General features: G+C 60.5%; 16 protein-coding genes, 1 tRNA gene and 2 pseudogenes. 14 read left to right on the top strand and 5 right to left on the bottom strand.

Annotation, left to right across the window (positions count from 1 at the left end; translation table 11 throughout):
* Window positions 1-44 precede the first annotated feature (44 nt).
* Window positions 45-908, top strand: coding sequence for an endonuclease/exonuclease/phosphatase family protein (locus ABIE40_RS18910; protein ID WP_199627991.1), 864 nt, complete (start codon window positions 45-47; stop codon window positions 906-908).
* Between the two features lie 37 nt (window positions 909-945).
* Here the strand turns inward: ABIE40_RS18910 and ABIE40_RS18905 are convergent, their stop codons facing one another.
* The 4 genes from ABIE40_RS18905 to rplU all read right to left on the bottom strand — a co-directional run bounded on the left by ABIE40_RS18905 (window position 946) and on the right by rplU (window position 2934).
* Window positions 946-1533, bottom strand: a complete 588-nt coding sequence (locus tag ABIE40_RS18905; protein WP_502944795.1) for a GNAT family N-acetyltransferase — start codon at window positions 1531-1533, stop codon at window positions 946-948.
* Entirely contained in the window at window positions 1530-2186 is a 657-nt protein-coding gene (locus ABIE40_RS18900; RefSeq protein ID WP_112718169.1) for a GNAT family N-acetyltransferase, read from the bottom strand. The genes ABIE40_RS18905 and ABIE40_RS18900 overlap by 4 nt, the downstream gene beginning before the upstream one ends.
* 124 nt (window positions 2187-2310) lie before the next feature.
* Window positions 2311-2580 carry a 50S ribosomal protein L27 gene (gene rpmA, locus ABIE40_RS18895; protein WP_112718171.1) on the bottom strand — a complete coding sequence of 90 codons (270 nt, stop codon included), beginning with the start codon at window positions 2578-2580 and terminating at the stop codon, window positions 2311-2313.
* 36 nt (window positions 2581-2616) lie between these two features.
* Window positions 2617-2934: a 50S ribosomal protein L21 gene (rplU, locus tag ABIE40_RS18890; protein WP_112385937.1), complete on the bottom strand. Its 318-nt coding sequence runs from the start codon at window positions 2932-2934 to the stop codon at window positions 2617-2619.
* A gap of 303 nt (window positions 2935-3237) precedes the next feature.
* Between rplU and ABIE40_RS18885 the strand changes: the two genes are divergently transcribed.
* The 3 genes and pseudogenes from ABIE40_RS18885 to ABIE40_RS18875 all read left to right on the top strand — a co-directional run bounded on the left by ABIE40_RS18885 (window position 3238) and on the right by ABIE40_RS18875 (window position 6017).
* Window positions 3238-3327 (top strand) — tRNA-Ser (locus ABIE40_RS18885).
* Between the two features lie 177 nt (window positions 3328-3504).
* On the top strand, window positions 3505-4488 hold the full coding sequence (gene galE / locus ABIE40_RS18880) for a UDP-glucose 4-epimerase GalE (protein ID WP_199627990.1): 984 nt from the start codon (window positions 3505-3507) through the stop codon (window positions 4486-4488).
* A pseudogene (locus tag ABIE40_RS18875) lies at window positions 4466-6017 on the top strand (alkaline phosphatase family protein). The gene galE and the pseudogene ABIE40_RS18875 overlap by 23 nt, the downstream one beginning before the upstream one ends.
* Before the next feature lie 5 nt (window positions 6018-6022).
* On the opposite strand, the gene ABIE40_RS18870 reads toward ABIE40_RS18875, so the two are convergent.
* Window positions 6023-6532 (bottom strand): DUF1993 domain-containing protein, encoded by a 510-nt coding sequence (locus ABIE40_RS18870; protein ID WP_199627989.1) that lies wholly within the window; start codon window positions 6530-6532, stop codon window positions 6023-6025.
* A gap of 323 nt (window positions 6533-6855) precedes the next feature.
* On the opposite strand from ABIE40_RS18870, the gene ABIE40_RS18865 reads away from it, so the two are divergent.
* From ABIE40_RS18865 to ABIE40_RS18820, 10 genes and pseudogenes are all read left to right on the top strand, one after another.
* Window positions 6856-7785 (top strand): sugar ABC transporter substrate-binding protein, encoded by a 930-nt coding sequence (locus ABIE40_RS18865; RefSeq protein ID WP_112718179.1) that lies wholly within the window; start codon window positions 6856-6858, stop codon window positions 7783-7785.
* 67 nt (window positions 7786-7852) lie between these two features.
* Complete coding sequence (locus ABIE40_RS18860; RefSeq protein WP_112718481.1) at window positions 7853-9394, top strand: sugar ABC transporter ATP-binding protein; 1542 nt, start codon at window positions 7853-7855, stop codon at window positions 9392-9394.
* A gap of 36 nt (window positions 9395-9430) precedes the next feature.
* Window positions 9431-10456 (top strand): ABC transporter permease, encoded by a 1026-nt coding sequence (locus tag ABIE40_RS18855; RefSeq protein ID WP_199627988.1) that lies wholly within the window; start codon window positions 9431-9433, stop codon window positions 10454-10456.
* A 156-nt stretch (window positions 10457-10612) separates the two neighbouring features.
* On the top strand, window positions 10613-11671 hold the full coding sequence (locus ABIE40_RS18850; RefSeq protein ID WP_199627987.1) for a dipeptidase: 1059 nt from the start codon (window positions 10613-10615) through the stop codon (window positions 11669-11671).
* Window positions 11672-11719: 48 nt separating this feature from the next.
* Window positions 11720-13364: pseudogene (locus ABIE40_RS18845) on the top strand (ABC transporter substrate-binding protein).
* 18 nt (window positions 13365-13382) lie between these two features.
* Entirely contained in the window at window positions 13383-14450 is a 1068-nt protein-coding gene (locus ABIE40_RS18840; RefSeq protein ID WP_199627985.1) for an ABC transporter permease, read from the top strand.
* The gene (locus ABIE40_RS18835) at window positions 14447-15382 is read left to right on the top strand and encodes an ABC transporter permease (protein WP_112718189.1); all 936 of its coding nucleotides are present in this window, start codon (window positions 14447-14449) and stop codon (window positions 15380-15382) included. Before ABIE40_RS18840 ends, ABIE40_RS18835 begins: the two co-directional genes overlap by 4 nt.
* A complete protein-coding gene (locus ABIE40_RS18830; protein ID WP_199627978.1) occupies window positions 15379-16212 on the top strand; it encodes an ABC transporter ATP-binding protein in 834 nt (277 codons plus the stop codon). Before ABIE40_RS18835 ends, ABIE40_RS18830 begins: the two co-directional genes overlap by 4 nt.
* The gene (locus ABIE40_RS18825) at window positions 16209-16958 is read left to right on the top strand and encodes an ABC transporter ATP-binding protein (protein WP_199627976.1); all 750 of its coding nucleotides are present in this window, start codon (window positions 16209-16211) and stop codon (window positions 16956-16958) included. Before ABIE40_RS18830 ends, ABIE40_RS18825 begins: the two co-directional genes overlap by 4 nt.
* 160 nt (window positions 16959-17118) lie before the next feature.
* Window positions 17119-17310 carry a hypothetical protein gene (locus ABIE40_RS18820; RefSeq protein WP_199627974.1) on the top strand — a complete coding sequence of 64 codons (192 nt, stop codon included), beginning with the start codon at window positions 17119-17121 and terminating at the stop codon, window positions 17308-17310.
* The last annotated feature ends 66 nt before the right edge of the window (window positions 17311-17376 follow it).

The raw sequence follows: 17376 nt of genomic DNA, 5'->3' as shown, positions 1-17376 counted from the left end.
GCCGCTTTCGATATAGGCGGTTCATGCGGAGGTCAAAGAATATCGTGAAGTTTGCGAGCTATAACATACAGTACGGCTTCGGTCTTGATGGGATTTACGACCTGGGACGCATTGCGGAGAGCCTCGAGGGTGCTGACGTCATCGCCCTGCAGGAGGTGACCCGAGGCTACGAGAAGAATGATTTTGCCGACATGCCGGCCGATCTGGCGGCCTTCTTTCCCAACCATTTCTGGGTCTATGGCGCGCCGTGCGATCTGCATGTTGCGGCCGGCGAGGGCGGCTTTCCGCCGCGTGGCACGCGCTTCCAGTTCGGCAACATGATCCTGTCGCGTTTTCCGATCCTGTCGACGCGAACGATCCTGTTGCCGCGCAGCCGCACGGTCTCCAAGCTCAACCTGCAGCGCGGCGCGACCGAGGCGCTGATCGATATTCCCGGCCGGCCGCTGCGCGTCTATTCCGTGCATCTCGACCACGTCTGGATCGACGAACGCATTGCCCAGATCCGCCATCTCAACGAGCGGATCAATGCGTTCCGCCTTGAAGGCGGGTCGGTCAGCGGAGCGGCGGAGATCGGTCTGGAGGAGTTGCCTCTGCCGGAGGATTACGTCGTCATGGGCGATTTCAACATGGTGCCGGAATCGCCGGAATATTGTGCTTTCGCCGGTGCCAGGGACGGGTACTACGGCCGCACGCCGCGCGTCGGCACGCCGGTCGATGCGCTTGCGGCGCTCGATGGTTATCATCCGGGAAGCTATAGCTGGATGGATCCTGGGGATCACGGAAAGCGCATGCATCTCGATTATTGTTTCGTCAGCGGCGGATTGGCAGGCAGCCTGAGAGGCGCCCATATCGATACGGGGTCTGTCGGTTCCGATCATTTCCCCATCTGGGCCGAGATCGAAATCTAGAAACGCCGCGGCGCAACCGCGGCGTTTCCTTCATGTTTCAGGCGGCCCTGGCAGCCTGCAGTGCGCCGGGCTGGAGAACGGTTTCGACATGCGCCACCATGGTGTTGCGGGCGAAACTGTAGATCTCCGAGCAGCCGGTCATGCGGAAGCCGAGCTTTTCCTGCAGCCGGAGCGATGCCGGATTGTCGGCAAACACGCCCGAATGAACAGGCATGTCGGGCATCCGCCGCGAGAAGCGCTCCAGAACGGCTTCGACAGCCTCGCCCATGTAGCCGCGCCGCCAGTAGTAGCGGTTCAGCCAGTAGCCGAGGTGCCAGCGGCCATGACGAAGCTCGACGGAAACCATGCCGATATGGGCATCGTCACCGTTGGTGATCGCCAGGTTCCAGCCCGGCAGGGCGCCTGAAGTGACCGGAACCAGCCAGTCCAGAGCATCCTGCCGGTGATAGGGTGCCGGGACGCGCGAAAGCATGCGCGTCACGGCAAAGTCGGACAGCGTTTCCGCCATGGCATCGGCATCGCTCAGCCGGTGAGGGCGGAGCGACAGTCTTGCCGTGCCGATAACCGGGGCGGGCCCCGGCGTCATCGGTTGGACCTTCGGCCGGTCGAGCAGGGCAGCACTCATGACAGAGCCCCCCAGCTTCTCAGCGACATCCAGGTCTTCCGATCCAGCCGGTACCATTCGACGGGCACGTTGGAACCGAGCGCCAGCGATGCGGCAAGGCCGGATCCCTGGAATTGGAAGCCGCACTTCTGGATGACCCGCCGCGAGGCGATGTTCATCACCCGGCAACGGGCATCGATTTGGTCGATGTTTTCCCTGGTGCGGAAAACCATGTCGACCAGCGCGTGGCACGCTTCCGTCGTGTAGCCTTGACCCCAAAAGGGTTCGCCGAGCCAGTAGCCGATCTCGACGGTGCGGCCATCGGCATGCGGCTCGACACCGCAGCAACCGATAAACGCGCCGTTTTCAGCTTTGGTAATCGCATAGACGCACTTGCCGATCTCGCCATTCTTCGTGCGACGCACGAAGTCAGCGGCATCATTGGCGGTATACGGGTGCGGCATGCGCGATACCATTGTGGCGACTTTGGCGTTGTTGGCGAGATGGGAAAGGGCGTCAATGTCTTCCTCGTGCGGCGCGCGCATGACGAGCCGTTCCGATAACAAGACAGGGCAATCAGTCCTTAACCGCTCCGGCCTCAGCCGTTCCTTGGGAGACCTCTGGTCTTCCCGGGTTGACCGTGATTGGTCGACCCTGATCAGTTCGCCTTGCATGTTCAGTCCTCCTTATGGACAAAGAAAAAGGGGAGATGGCGCCCCATCTCCCCTGTTTTCTGGACTGAACCTGATACGCTCAGCCGGGTCGATGAGACGCCGGCTGTTTTAGAGCGCTACCGGCTTATTCCGCTGCTTCGGCTTTCGGCATTACAGATACGTACACGCGACCATTGGCCTTCGTTCGGTAGTCCACATTGCCTGCCGTAAGCGCAAAAATGGTGTGATCCTTGCCGAGGCCGACATTGGCGCCCGGATGCCACTGCGTACCGCGCTGACGCACGATAATGTTGCCTGCGATGACGGCTTCGCCGCCGAACTTCTTCACGCCAAGGCGCTTAGACTGAGAATCGCGACCGTTGCGCGACGAACCGCCAGCTTTTTTGTGTGCCATTGGATTTCTCCTTTAAACCTTGTTGCCCGAAACCGATTACTTGGCTGCCAGGATGTCCGTGATACGGACAACCGTGTGATGCTGGCGATGACCGCGCGAGCGCTTCGAGTTCTGACGGCGGCGCTTCTTGAAGGCGATGACCTTCTTGCCACGGTTCTGCTCGACCACTTCGGCCTTTACCGATGCGCCCTTGACGAAGGGTGCGCCGATCGCCGCATCGGCGCCTTCGCCGATGACGAGTACTTCGGTGAATTCAATGGAGTCGCCAGCGGATGCTTCAAGCTTCTCGATGGTCAGCACGTCGTTTGCTGCCACACGGTACTGCTTACCGCCGGTCTTAATGACTGCGAACATTGTTTAATCCTTTCATGTTCGATCCAGCTCTCCCCGCAAGATGCAGGTGGCCGTCTTTTTATCAGTCTGTGTTAAGCAGGGATTTCAGGGCGGATGCCCCAAACTCTGTCTGCCGGTGAAGCCCTACGCGAGCGCGGGGCGGGCAAGGCACGGACTTTTCCACGCCTATTGCGGACGCGGGATAGACGAGTGTCAAAAATCTGTCAAGGCAGAAGGATGAAAAAGCTTCGCAATTTCGTCTTGCCAGTCCGTGATTCTATCGCTATGAGACAGCCCGCGCCCAACAGCGCCAACCAGAACTGCGGAGAGGTGGCAGAGTGGTTGAATGTACCGCACTCGAAATGCGGCGTGCCTGCAAGGGTACCGTGGGTTCAAATCCCACCCTCTCCGCCATTCATCTTCCAAGCATAGTTCCTGCCGGGTTCGACATTTCGGCACAGCGCCGTCACCCGAGCTAAGCCTTCCTATACCTCTTTTGCTGCTCTGCAGCATCTCTCGGTCAGTCCCCCTTTTTCTTGCCGTTTATCTCCTTTAGGTTCCTGTCATCCGATACGGCAACAAAGGTGGTGCATGGCAGGTGAAACTGTTCTCGTGGTCGGCGGAGCCGGCTATATCGGCTCGCATACGTGCCTCGATCTGGCGAACAAGGGGTATAAGCCCGTCGTTTTCGACAATTTCTCGAATGGTCATCGGGAATTCGTCAAATGGGGGCCGGCCGAGGAAGGGGATATCCGGGACCGGGCGCGGCTCGACGAGGTGCTGGCGAAGCACAAGCCTTCGGCGATCCTGCATTTCGCGGCGCTGATCGAGGTCGGCGAATCGGTCAAGGATCCCGTTGCCTTCTATGAGAACAATGTGGTTGGGACACTGACGTTGCTGTCGGCGGCGCAGGCGGCCGGGATCAATGCCTTCGTGTTTTCCTCGACCTGCGCGACCTACGGCCTGCCGCAGAGCGTGCCGCTCGATGAAAAGCACCGGCAGGTGCCCATCAATCCTTACGGACGGACGAAATATATCGTCGAGCAGGCGCTGGCCGATTACGACCAGTATAAGAGCCTGCGGTCGGTGATTCTGCGCTATTTCAATGCGGCCGGGGCCGATTTCGAGGGCCGGATCGGCGAGTGGCATGATCCGGAAACGCATGCGATCCCGCTGGCGATCGATGCGGCGCTCGGCCGCCGCCAGGGCTTCAAGGTGTTCGGCAGCGACTATGAGACGCGCGACGGCACCTGCGTGCGCGACTACATTCATGTGCTGGATCTCGCCGACGCGCATGTTCGCGCGGTCGAATATCTGCTGCGCGGCGGTGATTCGGTGGCGCTCAATCTCGGCACCGGTACTGGCACGACCGTGAAGGAGCTGCTCGGGGCGATCGAGGATGTGTCGAACCGGCCGTTCCCGGTCGACTATATCGGCCGCCGCGAGGGTGATTCGCATACGCTGGTTGCCAATAACGACAAGGCGCGCGATGTGCTCGGCTGGGTGCCGCAATATGATCTGTCGCAGATCATAAGCTCGGCTTGGAACTGGCATTCGCGTACCAACCAGCACTGAGGCAGCCTTGAGCAGACGTCCGAACGTTCTCCTGATCACCGCGGATCAATGGCGCGGTGATTGCCTTTCCGCAGTTGGCCATCCCACTGTGCGGACGCCTGGTGTCGATGCGCTCGTCGGCGAGGGCGTGCTGTTTCGCAACCATTATGCCGGGGCGGCGCCCTGCTCCCCGGCGCGGGCGACACTTTATACCGGCCTCTATCAGATGAACCACCGGGTCTGCCGGAACGGGTCGCCGCTCGACCGTCGTTTCGACAATCTGGCGCTGATGGCGCGGCGGGCGGGCTATGACCCGACGCTGTTCGGCTATACCGATACGGCGCCGGATCCGCGGGCGCTTCAGAGCGGCGATCCGCATCTGACCAGTTATGAAGGGCTGCTGCCGGGTTTCACCGCACGGCAGTTGTTGCCGGAGCATGAAAGGCAGTGGCTGTCTTGGCTCCGGTCGCGCGGGCATGCCGGGGCGGTGAACCGCGATATGCATATTCCGGCCGGGGCACAGGCGGGTGAAATATCGGCCGGCAGCCCGGCCTATTCAAAAGACGAGACGCAGACGGCTTTTCTGGCGGGTGAATTCATTCGCTGGCTCGGCGAGCAGGAGGATGCCTGGTTTGCGCATGTCTCTTTTCTCCGCCCGCATCCGCCGTTTTCGGTGCCGGAGCCCTATGGCGCGATGTTCAGGCCCGGTGACGGGCCGGCCTTCGCGCGTGCCTCTTCCGCTGAAGCGGAGATGGAGGCGCATCCCTATCTTGCCTATGCGATGCCGAGGAGCGGCAAGGGCAGCTTCATCCATGGCGCCAAGGGCCCGGTCAACGATTGGGATGCCGATGATTTCGCAGCAATCCGGGCGATCTACTATGGGATGATTGCCGAGGTGGATGCGCAGCTCGGACGGATCTGGCAGGCGCTGAAGGATGCCGGGATCTGGGATGACACGATCGTCATCTTCACCTCCGACCATGCCGAGATGATGGGCGACCACTGGATGCTTGGGAAGGGCGGTTTCTTCGACGGCAGCTACCACATTCCGCTCGTCATCCGCGATCCGCGCGCCGGGCAAAAAGGCGCGACCGTCAGCCAGTTCACCAGCGCTGCCGATATCTTCCCGACGCTTTGCGAAACGCTTGGCATGAGCGCTCAGAACGGGCTCGATGGCGGTTCGCTGCGGGCGCTTGTCGATGGCACGGATGCCGGTCAGTGGCGGGATGCGGCCTTCTGGGAGTTTGACTTCCGGGAGATCGCCAGCGGTGATGCCGAGGCGCATTTCGGGCTAAGGCCCAATCAGTGCAATCTCGCGGTCATCCGCGACGAACAGTTCAAATATGTGCATTTCTCGGCGCTGCCGCCACTGCTCTTCGATCTAAAGGCTGATCCGACGGAGCTGCGGAACCTTGCCGCCCGATCCCGCGCATGCGGGAACGCGGCTTGCCTATGCGGAAAAGCTGCTGTCGCTCAGGGCGCGGCACCTCGATCAGACGCTTGCCTATACCGAACTGACGGAAAAAGGGCCGGTGTCTTACCGGCCCTGAAGCGTTCAGCCGAAATTGCCGAGATAGTCCATCTTGCCGACCGGGGCGCCCTGGTTGCGCAGGATGGCGTGTGCCATGCCGATGTGGAAATAGAAGTTCGGCAGCACAAACGTGGCGAGATATTCGTCGCCGCTCAGCGTTACCGTCTTGCCGCCGATCTGGCGGGTGACTTCTGCCTTTGCAGCGCCATCGAGCATGTCAGGCGTAACCGTCGCCAGATAGGCTTCGGCCTTGGCGAGGCGTTCGCGCAGATCGGCGACCGTCGTTTCGTTATCTTCGAATTTCGGCGCGTCGGTCGAGGTCAGGCGGGTGATGCCGAACTTCGCGGTATCGGTAGCGCGCTGAAACTGGCCGGCGAGCGAAAGCATGTCGGGCGCCAGTCTTGCGTTCACCAAGATGCTGGAATCGATCCCTTTTTCCTTCGCGTAAGCCTCCGCCTTGTCGAGATAGGCGGCAAGCGTTTTCAATCCGCGCTGAAAGACCGGAACGGTCAGCCGGTACATGGAAACAGACATTGAAATCTCCTTTGGGCAATGAGTTCAGCAGGCCGCTGAAGGCGCTTATCTAGGCGCGCCGCATGACGATTGCATCGTCGCACGCTGCGGCTGCCAGACTTTTTTTGGCGAGGGTCCTTTCGCCATTGCTTTAAAAAGAGTTGACGTCCCGCCCGGAAAATGGAATGAATATTCCGTCAAGCAAATTTTACGGTTTGTTTGTTCCGTTTTGACGGAGCCGCCTCACGGGAGTGGCGGTACATTGGAATTACGGCTTTTGGGCTGGGCCCGAAGTTCCGGCGTGAGGAGGGTGCTGCCGGACACCGCTTTGTGGAGGAAATAAAATGAAAAAGTTTATCCTGGGCACCGCTATGGCGCTTGTCATGTCGACGGCCGCTCATGCTGCAAATGTCGGCGTGTCGATGGCAAAGTTCGACGACAACTTCCTGACCGTTCTTCGCAACGGTATGGTCGACTACTCGAAGACGCTGAGCGGCGTGACGCTGCAGGTTGAAGACGCACAGAACGACGTCGCCAAGCAGCAGAGCCAGATCCAGAACTTCATCGCTTCCAAGGTCGATGCGATCATCGTCAACCCTGTCGATACCGATGCGACGGCTGCCATGTCGAAGCTTGCTGCCGATGCTGGTATCCCGCTTGTTTACGTCAACCGCCAGCCGGTGAACATCGATACGCTGCCTGACAACCAGGCCTTTGTTGCTTCCAACGAACAGGAATCCGGCACGCTGGAAACCAAGGAAGTCTGCCGTCTCCTCGGTGGCAAGGGCAAGGCTGTGGTCATCATGGGCGAGCTTTCGAACCAGGCTGCCCGCATGCGCACCCAGGACGTTCATGACGTCGTGAAGACCGATGAATGCAAGGGCATTGAAATCGTCGAAGAGCAGACGGCAAACTGGGATCGTACCCAGGGCTCCGACCTCGTCAGCAACTGGCTGTCCAGCGGTCTCGAGTTCAACGCCGTCATCTCCAACAACGACGAAATGGCGATCGGCGCGATCCAGGCTCTCAAGGCCGCCGGCAAGGACATGAAGGACTACGTGATCGGTGGCGTTGATGCCACGCAGGACGCATTGGCTGCAATGCAGGCAGGCGATCTCGACGTGACCGTCTTCCAGGACGCCGCCGGTCAGGGCAAGGGCTCGCTCGACGCGGCTCTGAAGCTCGCCAAGGGCGAAAAGATCGACAAGAAGGTCTACATCCCCTTCCAGCTCGTAACTCCTGAAAACGTCAAGGACTTCGTCACCAAGAACTAAGGTGACTGTCGCGGATGCGGGCGGCTTGCCCGCATCCAACTCCTCTGCCGTATCCGGAGAAATGAAGATGGCTGTGAGCCCGTCCACCATGGCTGCCGTGCGCGCCAGCGGGGCCGTTCCGAATGCGGAATACCTGCTGAGCGCCGAAGGTGTGCGCAAGGAATTTCCAGGCGTCGTGGCGCTTGATGATGTCCAGTTCCGTCTGAAGCGCGGCTCCGTCCATGCGCTGATGGGCGAGAACGGCGCCGGCAAATCCACCCTTATGAAGATCCTCGCCGGCATCTACACGCCCGATAAGGGCGAGGTGCGGCTGAAGGGTATCGAGATCCAGCTCAAGTCGCCGCTCGACGCGCTGGAAAACGGTATCGCCATGATCCATCAGGAACTGAACCTGATGCCGTTCATGACAGTTGCCGAAAATATCTGGATCCGCCGCGAGCCGAAGAACCGGCTCGGTTTCGTCGATCATCGCGAAATGTACCGGCTGACCGAAGATCTTTTCAAGCGGCTGAATATCGACCTCGATCCCGAGATCGAAGTTCGCCACCTCTCGGTCGCCAGCCGGCAGATGGTCGAGATCGCCAAGGCGGTTTCCTACAATTCAGATGTCCTGATCATGGACGAGCCGACATCGGCGCTGACCGAGCGTGAGGTTGCACATCTCTTCCAGATCATTCGCGATCTGCGCGCCCAGGGCATCGGTATCGTCTACATCACCCACAAGATGAACGAGCTCTTCGAGATCGCCGACGAATTCTCGGTGTTCCGCGACGGCAAGTATATTGGCACGCATGCATCGACCGATGTGACGCGCGACGACATCATCCGCATGATGGTTGGTCGCGAGATTACCCAGATGTTCCCGAAGGAAGAAGTCCCGATCGGCGACGTCGTGCTTTCGGTCAAGAATCTCACATTGAAGCGCGTCTTCCACGATGTCTCCTTCGACGTGCGCGCGGGCGAAATTCTCGGTGTTGCCGGTCTCGTCGGCTCGGGCCGTTCAAACGTCGCCGAAACGCTCTTCGGTGTTACGCCGGCGAGCTCCGGCACGATCGAGCTGTTCGGCAAGAAAGTGGATATCAGTTCCCCGGCCGTGGCGATCCAGAACGGCATGGCCTTCCTGACGGAAGACCGCAAGGATACGGGCTGTCTGCTCATTCTCGACGTGCTCGAGAACATGCAGATCGCCGTGCTGCACGACCAGTTCGTCAAGGGCGGTTTTGTCCAGGAACGCGCGATCGAGGCGACCTGTGAGGAGATGGCGCGTAAGCTGCGCGTCAAGACGCCCAATCTCAATGAGCGGGTCGAAAACCTTTCGGGCGGTAATCAGCAGAAGGTGCTGATCGGCCGCTGGCTGCTGACCAACCCGAAGATCCTCATTCTGGACGAACCGACGCGCGGTATCGACGTCGGCGCCAAGGCGGAAATCCACCGGCTGGTCACGGAAATGGCGCGCACCGGCGTGGCGGTGATCATGATATCATCGGAAATGCCCGAGGTGCTCGGCATGAGCGATCGCGTCATGGTCATGCATGAAGGCCGTGTGACCGGATTCCTCAATCGCGACGAAGCAACACAGGTGAAGGTGATGGAGCTTGCCGCGCAGTGATCGCGCCGCCGCTTCAACCATCAAGGGAGGTTTGACATGAACACAGAGGCAGCCGAGGGCCGGGCCCCGCTCGTGACACGGGCGCGCCGCCGCCGGATACCGCCGGAACTCAGCATCTTCCTGGTGCTGATCGGCATCGCGCTCGTCTATGAAATCCTCGGCTGGATCTTCATCGGACAGAGCTTCCTGATGAACCCGCAGCGCTTGACGATCATGATCCTGCAGGTGTCGGTCATCGGCATCATCTCGGTGGGCGTGACGCAGGTCATCATCACCGGCGGTATTGATCTCTCGTCGGGGTCGGTGGTCGGCATGACGGCGATGATCGCGGCGAGTTTTGCCCAGGCCTCCACCTGGCCGCGCGCGCTCTATCCTGGTCTGACCGACATGCCGTTCTTCGTGCCGATTGGCATCGGCCTGCTGATCGGCCTTCTGGCCGGCTATATCAACGGCCAGCTGATCGCCAAGACGAAGATCCCGCCCTTCATCGCCACGCTCGGCATGATGGTCTCGGCACGCGGTATTTCGAAGTGGTACACCAAGGGGCAGCCGGTTTCCGGCCTGACCGACCAGTTCAATTTCATCGGCACGGGTATCTGGCCTGTCATCGTCTTCCTCGTCGTCGCGCTGATCTTCCACATCGCCCTGCGCTACACCCGCTACGGCAAGTTCACCTATGCGATCGGCGCCAACATGCAGGCGGCCCGCGTCTCGGGGATCAATATCGAGGCGCACCTCATCAAGGTTTACGCGATCGCCGGTCTGCTCGCTGGTCTCGCAGGTGTCGTCACCGCAGCCCGTGCCCAGACGGCGCAGGCCGGCATGGGCGTGATGTACGAGCTCGATGCGATCGCGGCGGCCGTCATCGGCGGCACGTCGTTGACGGGTGGCGTCGGACGGATCACCGGTACGGTGATCGGCACGATCATCCTCGGTGTGATGACCTCGGGCTTCACCTTTCTCAGGGTGGACGCCTATTACCAGGAGATCGTCAAGGGCGTCATCATCGTCGCTGCCGTCGTCGTCGACGTCTACAGGCAGAAGAAACGCGCCAAGCACTAAAACATGAAAAAATGACGGGGCCTCAGGGCCCCGTTTTCATGTTTGCGGCTTCTTTCGGGAGTGCCGCAAATTTCTAAAAAAGGGGCTGGTCTATTTTTCCAGCCTTTCTATTGTTGTCGCTTGATATTTGCCCGGAAGGGTAGAGCAGGAAGACAGATGCAGCTCGTATTCGATGGCCACAACGACGTTCTTCTCAGGCTTTGGACGCATGAAAGGGATGGCAACGATCCGGTTGCCGAATTTCTGAACGGAACGACGCAAGGCCATATCGACGCGCCGCGTGCCCGCAAGGGCGGCCTCGCCGGCGGTCTCTGCGCCATCTACATTCCCTCGGGCGATCTCGTCTTCGCCGACCCTGACGAGAACGGTCATTACGAGACGCCGCTTGCAGCACCGCTCGACCGTCTTCCCTCGCTTGGCATTGCCACCGAGATGGCGGCGATCGCGCTTCGCCTGGATACGGCCGGCGCATGGCGGCTTTGCCGCAGCGTCAAGGATATCCGCAAGGCGATGGCAGAGGGCATCTTTGCCGCCGTCATGCATATGGAAGGCTGCGAGGCGATCGGTGCCGATCTGGCGGCGCTTGAGGTTTTCCATGCTGCGGGTCTTCGCTCGCTCGGTCCCGTCTGGAGCCGCCACAATGTCTTCGGGCATGGCGTTCCCTTCGCATTTCCGAAAAACCCGGATACCGCGCCTGGTCTGACGGATGCCGGTTTCGAGCTGGTGCGCGAGTGCAATCGCCTCGGAATCATGATCGACCTGTCGCACATTACCGAGAAGGGCTTCTGGGATGTCGCCAAGACCAGCGATCAGCCGCTGGTCGCCACCCATTCCAACGCGCACGCACTGACGCCGGTAGCGCGAAACCTCACCGACAAGCAGCTCGACGCCATCAAAGAGTGCAACGGGCTGGTCGGCCTGAACTATGCGACGGCGATGCTGCGCGCCGACGGGCGCTCGGATGGCGAAACGCCGCTTTCCGACATGATCCGCCATGTCAACCACCTCGTCGATCGCGTCGGCATCGATTGTGTCGCGCTCGGATCCGACTTCGACGGGGCGACGATTCCCGACGAAATCGGCGATGCTACAGGCAACCAGAAGCTGATTGCCGCTCTCCGGGACAGTGGATATGGTGACAGCGATCTCAAAAAACTTGCCAGCGAGAACTGGCTGAGAATCCTGGCTTCGGCGTGGAGGGAGAAGGGCGTCTAAGGCCTGAAAACTGCTTTGTAATCAATCAAAAACAGGGGAACAGAACCAATGATGATTACCAAAATCAACCGCAGCTTCCGCGCACTTTCCGCCGGTGCCGCACTCTCGCTTCTCATGATGGCCGCACCCGCAGCCTTCGCTGAAACGCCGAAGGATACGCTGGTCGAAGGCTTCGCCATCGACGACATCATCACCATGGATCCGGGCGAAGCGTTCGAGCTCTCGACGGCCGAAGTCACCAGCAACACCTACAGCCTGCTGGTTCGCCTCGACATGTCCGACACTTCGAAGGTGAAGGGCGATCTCGCGGAAAGCTGGACCGTTTCCGACGACGGCCTGACCTATACGTTCAAGCTGAAGCCGGGCCTGAAGTTCGCTTCCGGCAATCCCGTCACCGCTGAAGACGTTGCCTGGTCGTTCGAACGTGCCGTCAAGCTCGACAAGAGCCCCGCCTTCATTCTCACCCAGTTCGGCCTGACCGGCGACAACGTCACCGAAAAGGCAAAGGCCGCCGATCCGAACACCTTCGTCTTTACCGTCGACAAGCCCTACGCGCCAAGCTTCGTCCTGAACTGCCTGACGGCGACCGTCGCTTCGGTCGTCGACAAGAAGCTGGTTATGGATCATGTGAAGCCTGTGACCGTCGACGCGGACCACAAGTATGACAACGACTTCGGCAACGAATGGCTGAAGACCGGCTACGCCGGCTCGGGCGCCCTTCAAGCTGCGCGAATGGCGCGCCAACGAAGTCGTCGTCATGGAGCGCAATGACAATTATTACGGCGACAAGCCGAAGCTGAACCGCGTCATCTACCGCTACATGAAGGAAAGCTCGGCGCAGCGTCTGGCGCTTGAGGCCGGCGATATCGATATCGCCCGCAACCTCGAGCCGGGCGATCTCGATGCCGTGTCGAAGAATGCCGATCTGGCAACGACCGACGCACCGAAGAGCACGATCTATTACGTCAGTCTCAACCTGAAGAACGAGAACCTGAAGAAGCCCGAAGTTCAGCAGGCCTTCAAATATCTCGTTGATTACGACGCGATTGGCGCGACGCTGATCAAGGGCATCGGCGAAGTCCACCAGACCTTCCTGCCGAAGGGCCAGCTCGGCGCTCTCGACGAGAACCCCTTCAAGCTCGACGTCGCCAAGGCGAAGGAACTGCTTGCCAAGGCAGGTCTCAAGGACGGCTTCTCGGTCACCATGGATGTGCGTAACACGCAGCCGGTTACTGGTATTGCCGAATCCATGCAGCAGACGCTGGCGCAGGCCGGCGTGAAGCTGGAGATCATCCCGGGCGACGGCAAGCAGACGCTGACCAAATATCGCGCCCGCACGCACGACATGTATATCGGCCAGTGGGGCTCGGACTATTTCGACCCGAACTCCAACGCCGATACCTTCACGGCGAACCCGGATAATTCCGACGCCGGCACCAACAAGACGCTCGCCTGGCGCAACACGTTCGAGGCGCCCGAGCTCGACAAGGAAGCCAAGGCCGCTCTGCTTGAGCGTGACGGCGCCAAGCGCGCTGCCATGTATCAGGACATCCAGAAGAAGTACCTGGAAAACAGCCCCTTCGTCTTCATCTTCCAGCAGATCGAAGTGGCCGGCTATCGCAAGAGCCTGAAGGACTTCAAGCTCGGCCCGAGCTTCGACACCAACTATGTCGGTCCGATTGCCAAGGAATAGTCCGGTAGGATTGGTTCGTTGAGCATTACCGAAACCAAGACGGAGGCGCGGCCCGCGAAGGGCCGTGCCATTCCGCTTGCCAAGGCGATAGGGCGTTTCCTGATTGCCGCGGTCACCACCTATCTCGGCCTGCTGGCCGTCACCTTCTTCATCGGCCGCGTGGTGCCGATCGATCCGGTTCTCGCCATTCTCGGCGACCGGGCGCCAACCCATGTCGTCGAGCGCGTGCGCCGCGAAATGGGCTTCGACCTGCCGCTTTACGAGCAGTTCTACATCTATCTCAAGGGCATCCTGTCGGGCGATTTCGGCAATTCGGTCCTGACCACGAACCCCGTGATGACCGATATCCGCCGCGCCTTCCCGGCGACGATCGAGCTTGCCACTTGCGGCACGATCATCGGCGCCGTCATCGGTATTCCGCTCGGCGTTCTCGCCGCCGTCCGCCGCGGCAGCCTTGCCGACCAGGTGGTGCGTGTCATCGGCCTCGTCGGCTATTCGGTGCCGATCTTCTGGCTGGCGCTGATTTCGCTGGTTATCTTCTATGCGAAGCTGCGATGGGTGGCCTTCCCGGGCCGTATCGATATCGTCTTCGAATATACGTTCACGCCGATCACTGGCTTCTATCTGCTCGATAGCGCCTGGCAGGGGCAGTGGGACGTCTTCTACGATGTCTTCCGCCACATCATCCTGCCGGCATCGCTGCTCGGATATTTCTCGCTTGCCTATATCAGCCGCATGACGCGCAGCTTCATGCTGAACGAGCTCAGCCAGGAGTATATCGTCGCGGCGCGCGCCAAGGGCCTGTCGGAAACGCGGGTGATCTGGGGCCATGCGCTGCGCAATGCCGCAGTGCCGCTGGTGACCGTGATCGCGCTTTCCTATGCCGGTCTGCTGGAGGGCTCGGTACTGACGGAGACGGTGTTCTCCTGGCCCGGCATCGGCCTCTACATTACCAATTCGCTGCAGAGCGCCGATATGAACGCCGTGCTTGGCGGCACGATCGTCATCGGCACCGTTTTCATCGGCATCAACCTTCTGTCCGACCTTCTCTACCGGACACTCGACCCAAGGACGCGAAGCCGATGACGGTTCCGGTCAACCAGACACGTCCAATGAGCCGCCGCGAATGGCTGCTTTCCGATCGTCCGCAATCGCGCATGCAGGCGCGTCTCGGGCGTGCCTATGTCACCTGGCGCCAGTTTACGGCAAACAGGCTTGCCGTCGTCGGCCTGGCGATCATCATCGCCCTGCTGTTCGTGGCCGCCTTTGCCGATCTGCTCGCAACGCATTCGCCTGTCATTGGCGATCTCAAGAATGCGCGGCTGCTGCCGCCCGGCAGTGAGGGCTATCTGCTCGGTACCGATGATCAGGGACGCGATATCTATTCGCGTCTGATCTATGGCTCGCGGCTCACACTCTTCGTCGTCGTTCTCGTCGCCATCATCTCCGCGCCGATCGGGCTGATCGTCGGCACCGTCTCCGGCTATGCCGGCGGCTGGGTCGATGCGACGCTGATGCGCATCACCGATATTTTTCTGGCCTTCCCGAAGCTGGTTCTGGCGCTCGCTTTCGTCGCAGCACTCGGGCCTGGTATTCAGAACGCCGTCATCGCGATCGCCATCACCTCCTGGCCGCCCTATGCTCGTATCGCCCGCGCGGAAACGCTGACGGTGCGGCGGTCGGACTATATCTCGGCGGTGAAGCTGATGGGCGCCTCGCCTATCCGCATCATCATCCGCCATGTCATGCCGCTCTGCATTTCGTCGCTGATCGTGCGCGTGACGCTTGATATGGCCGGCATCATCCTGACGGCTGCCGGTCTCGGCTTTCTCGGCCTCGGTGCCCAGCCGCCGCTGCCGGAATGGGGTGCGATGATCGCCTCGGGCCGCCGTTTCATTCTCGACCAGTGGTGGGTTGCCGCCATGCCGGGTATCGCCATCCTGATCGTCAGCCTCGGCTTCAATCTGCTCGGCGATGGCCTGCGCGATGCGCTCGATCCGAAGGAGAGCGGCCAATGACCGACCTTCTCGATGTCAAGAATCTGCGGGTCAGTTATCCGACCCGCACCGGCGTGATCGAGGCCGTGCGCGGCGTTTCGTTCACGCTCGGCAAGGAGCGTCTCGGCATCGTCGGCGAATCCGGTTCCGGCAAGTCGCAGACGGGCCGGGCGATCATGGGTCTGACACCGAAACACGCCATCGTCAGCGCCGACACGCTCAACTTCAACGGCATCGATCTGCTGACCGCTTCTGCCAAGCAGCGCCGCCTGCTGCGCGGCAAGCGTATTGCCATGGTTTTACAGGATCCGAAATATTCGCTCGATCCGGTCATGTCGATCGGCCGGCAAATCTGCGAGACGCTGCAGACCCATGAAAAGGTCGGGCGCTCGGAAGCCAAGGAGCGGGCGCTCGCCATGCTGGAGGCTGTGCAGATCCGCGATCCCAAGCGCGTCTTCGATCTTTATCCGCACGAAGTCTCGGGCGGCATGGGCCAGCGCGCGATGATCGCCATGATGCTAATCGCCGGACCCGAGCTGTTGATCGCCGATGAGCCGACCTCGGCGCTCGACGTCACCGTTCAGCTCGATGTGCTGAAGATCATGGACAAGCTCGTCTCGGAGCGTGGCATGGGACTGATCTTCGTGTCGCATGACCTGCGCCTGGTCTCGTCCTTCTGCGACCGGGTCATCGTCATGTATGCGGGCAAGATCGTCGAGGAATTGAGGGCGTCGGAACTGAAGAACGCGCAGCATCCCTATACGCAGGGCCTGTTGAGCTGCATGCCGCAGATCGGCGAGGACCGCCATCCGCTACCGGTTCTCGACCGCAAGCCGGAGTGGGCCGCATGAGTGCTGCACTTTCCGTCGAAAAGCTCGGCGTCGTCTATGACGATTTCCATGCGCTGAAGGATGTCAGCATCGAGGTGGCCACCGGCGAATCCTTCGGGCTGGTTGGCGAATCCGGATCGGGCAAGTCGACCCTGTTGCGCGCCGTTGCCGGGCTCGCGCCCGTCAGTTCCGGCACCATCCGCATTCACGGCGAGGCGCTGCAGGGCGCAAAACGCAGCAAGGCTTTCTATCGCAGCGTCCAGATGGTGTTTCAGGACCCCTATGGCTCGCTTCACCCGCGCCAGACGATCGACCGCCTGCTGCTCGAGCCACTCGCCATCCACGGCATCGGCGACAGCGAGAGGCGTATCGAGCGGGCGCTCGACGAGGTGGGCCTCGGAAACGGTTTCCGCTTCCGCTATCCGCATCAGCTTTCCGGCGGCCAGCGACAGCGCGTGGCGATCGCCCGGGCGCTTATCGTCGAACCTTCGGTGCTGCTGCTAGACGAGCCGACCTCGGCGCTCGATGCTTCGGTGCAGGCCGAAGTGCTCAATCTGCTGGAGCAGATCCGCCGCGACCGCAAGCTGACATTCGTGATGGTGAGCCACGATCTCGGCGTTGTCACTCATATGTGCGAGCGCCTCGCCGTGATGCGCGGCGGTGCCGTTGTCGAGCGTTTGAGCTCGGTTGAACTCGCCCGGGCCGATGTCCAGGAAGAGTACACCCGCAACCTGATGGTCGCGAGCAAGGGTTTCGTCAAAGCCTGAAGCGCAGCCTTTTCAAGTATTTGAAAAGACTGCCTCGATACACCTATTAAGGTTAACGTAGCGTTAAAAGACGACCATTCGACTAGACTATTGACAGGCCCGTCCCATCTGTCATGATCCCGTTAACGATTGTTAGTTTTCGTGATCATGGAGGTAAGGGATGTTCTTTCTCGGTGGCATGACCATTGGATATCTCGAGCCGCCGGCCGCAAAAGCCGAGCGCGCCGAACCACCAGTCGTTAGCATTCCCGCCGAAAAGGACCGCCGCCTCATCGATATCTCCGCTGCTGCACAGCGCGAGGAAAATGCGATCGAACGGTCGTTGATCTGGGCCTGGCGCACTCTCTGCTGAGCTTTCTTCCGGCACCGGTGAGATTTTCTACCCGGCTGCCTCTGGAAGGAATTTTATCTCTACCTA

Source organism: Rhizobium sp. OAE497 (assembly GCF_040546565.1).
In the GTDB taxonomy this organism is placed as follows: domain Bacteria; phylum Pseudomonadota; class Alphaproteobacteria; order Rhizobiales; family Rhizobiaceae; genus Rhizobium.
The sequence above is the reverse complement of the archived record's forward strand: the minus strand, read 5'-3'. Positions and strand labels throughout refer to the sequence as shown.

Coding starts and splice junctions, on each gene's coding strand:
- ABIE40_RS18855 (WP_199627988.1), top strand. CDS start 9,431: ATGAACACAGAGGCAGCCGAGGGCCGGGCCCCGCTCGTGACACGGGCG.
- ABIE40_RS18905 (WP_502944795.1), bottom strand. CDS start 1,533: ATGAGTGCTGCCCTGCTCGACCGGCCGAAGGTCCAACCGATGACGCCG.
- ABIE40_RS18850 (WP_199627987.1), top strand. CDS start 10,613: ATGCAGCTCGTATTCGATGGCCACAACGACGTTCTTCTCAGGCTTTGG.
- ABIE40_RS18835 (WP_112718189.1), top strand. CDS start 14,447: ATGACGGTTCCGGTCAACCAGACACGTCCAATGAGCCGCCGCGAATGG.
- galE (WP_199627990.1), top strand. CDS start 3,505: ATGGCAGGTGAAACTGTTCTCGTGGTCGGCGGAGCCGGCTATATCGGC.
- rpmA (WP_112718171.1), bottom strand. CDS start 2,580: ATGGCACACAAAAAAGCTGGCGGTTCGTCGCGCAACGGTCGCGATTCT.
- ABIE40_RS18865 (WP_112718179.1), top strand. CDS start 6,856: ATGAAAAAGTTTATCCTGGGCACCGCTATGGCGCTTGTCATGTCGACG.
- ABIE40_RS18870 (WP_199627989.1), bottom strand. CDS start 6,532: ATGTCTGTTTCCATGTACCGGCTGACCGTTCCGGTCTTTCAGCGCGGA.
- ABIE40_RS18860 (WP_112718481.1), top strand. CDS start 7,853: ATGGCTGTGAGCCCGTCCACCATGGCTGCCGTGCGCGCCAGCGGGGCC.
- ABIE40_RS18830 (WP_199627978.1), top strand. CDS start 15,379: ATGACCGACCTTCTCGATGTCAAGAATCTGCGGGTCAGTTATCCGACC.
- ABIE40_RS18820 (WP_199627974.1), top strand. CDS start 17,119: ATGTTCTTTCTCGGTGGCATGACCATTGGATATCTCGAGCCGCCGGCC.
- ABIE40_RS18900 (WP_112718169.1), bottom strand. CDS start 2,186: ATGCAAGGCGAACTGATCAGGGTCGACCAATCACGGTCAACCCGGGAA.
- rplU (WP_112385937.1), bottom strand. CDS start 2,934: ATGTTCGCAGTCATTAAGACCGGCGGTAAGCAGTACCGTGTGGCAGCA.
- ABIE40_RS18825 (WP_199627976.1), top strand. CDS start 16,209: ATGAGTGCTGCACTTTCCGTCGAAAAGCTCGGCGTCGTCTATGACGAT.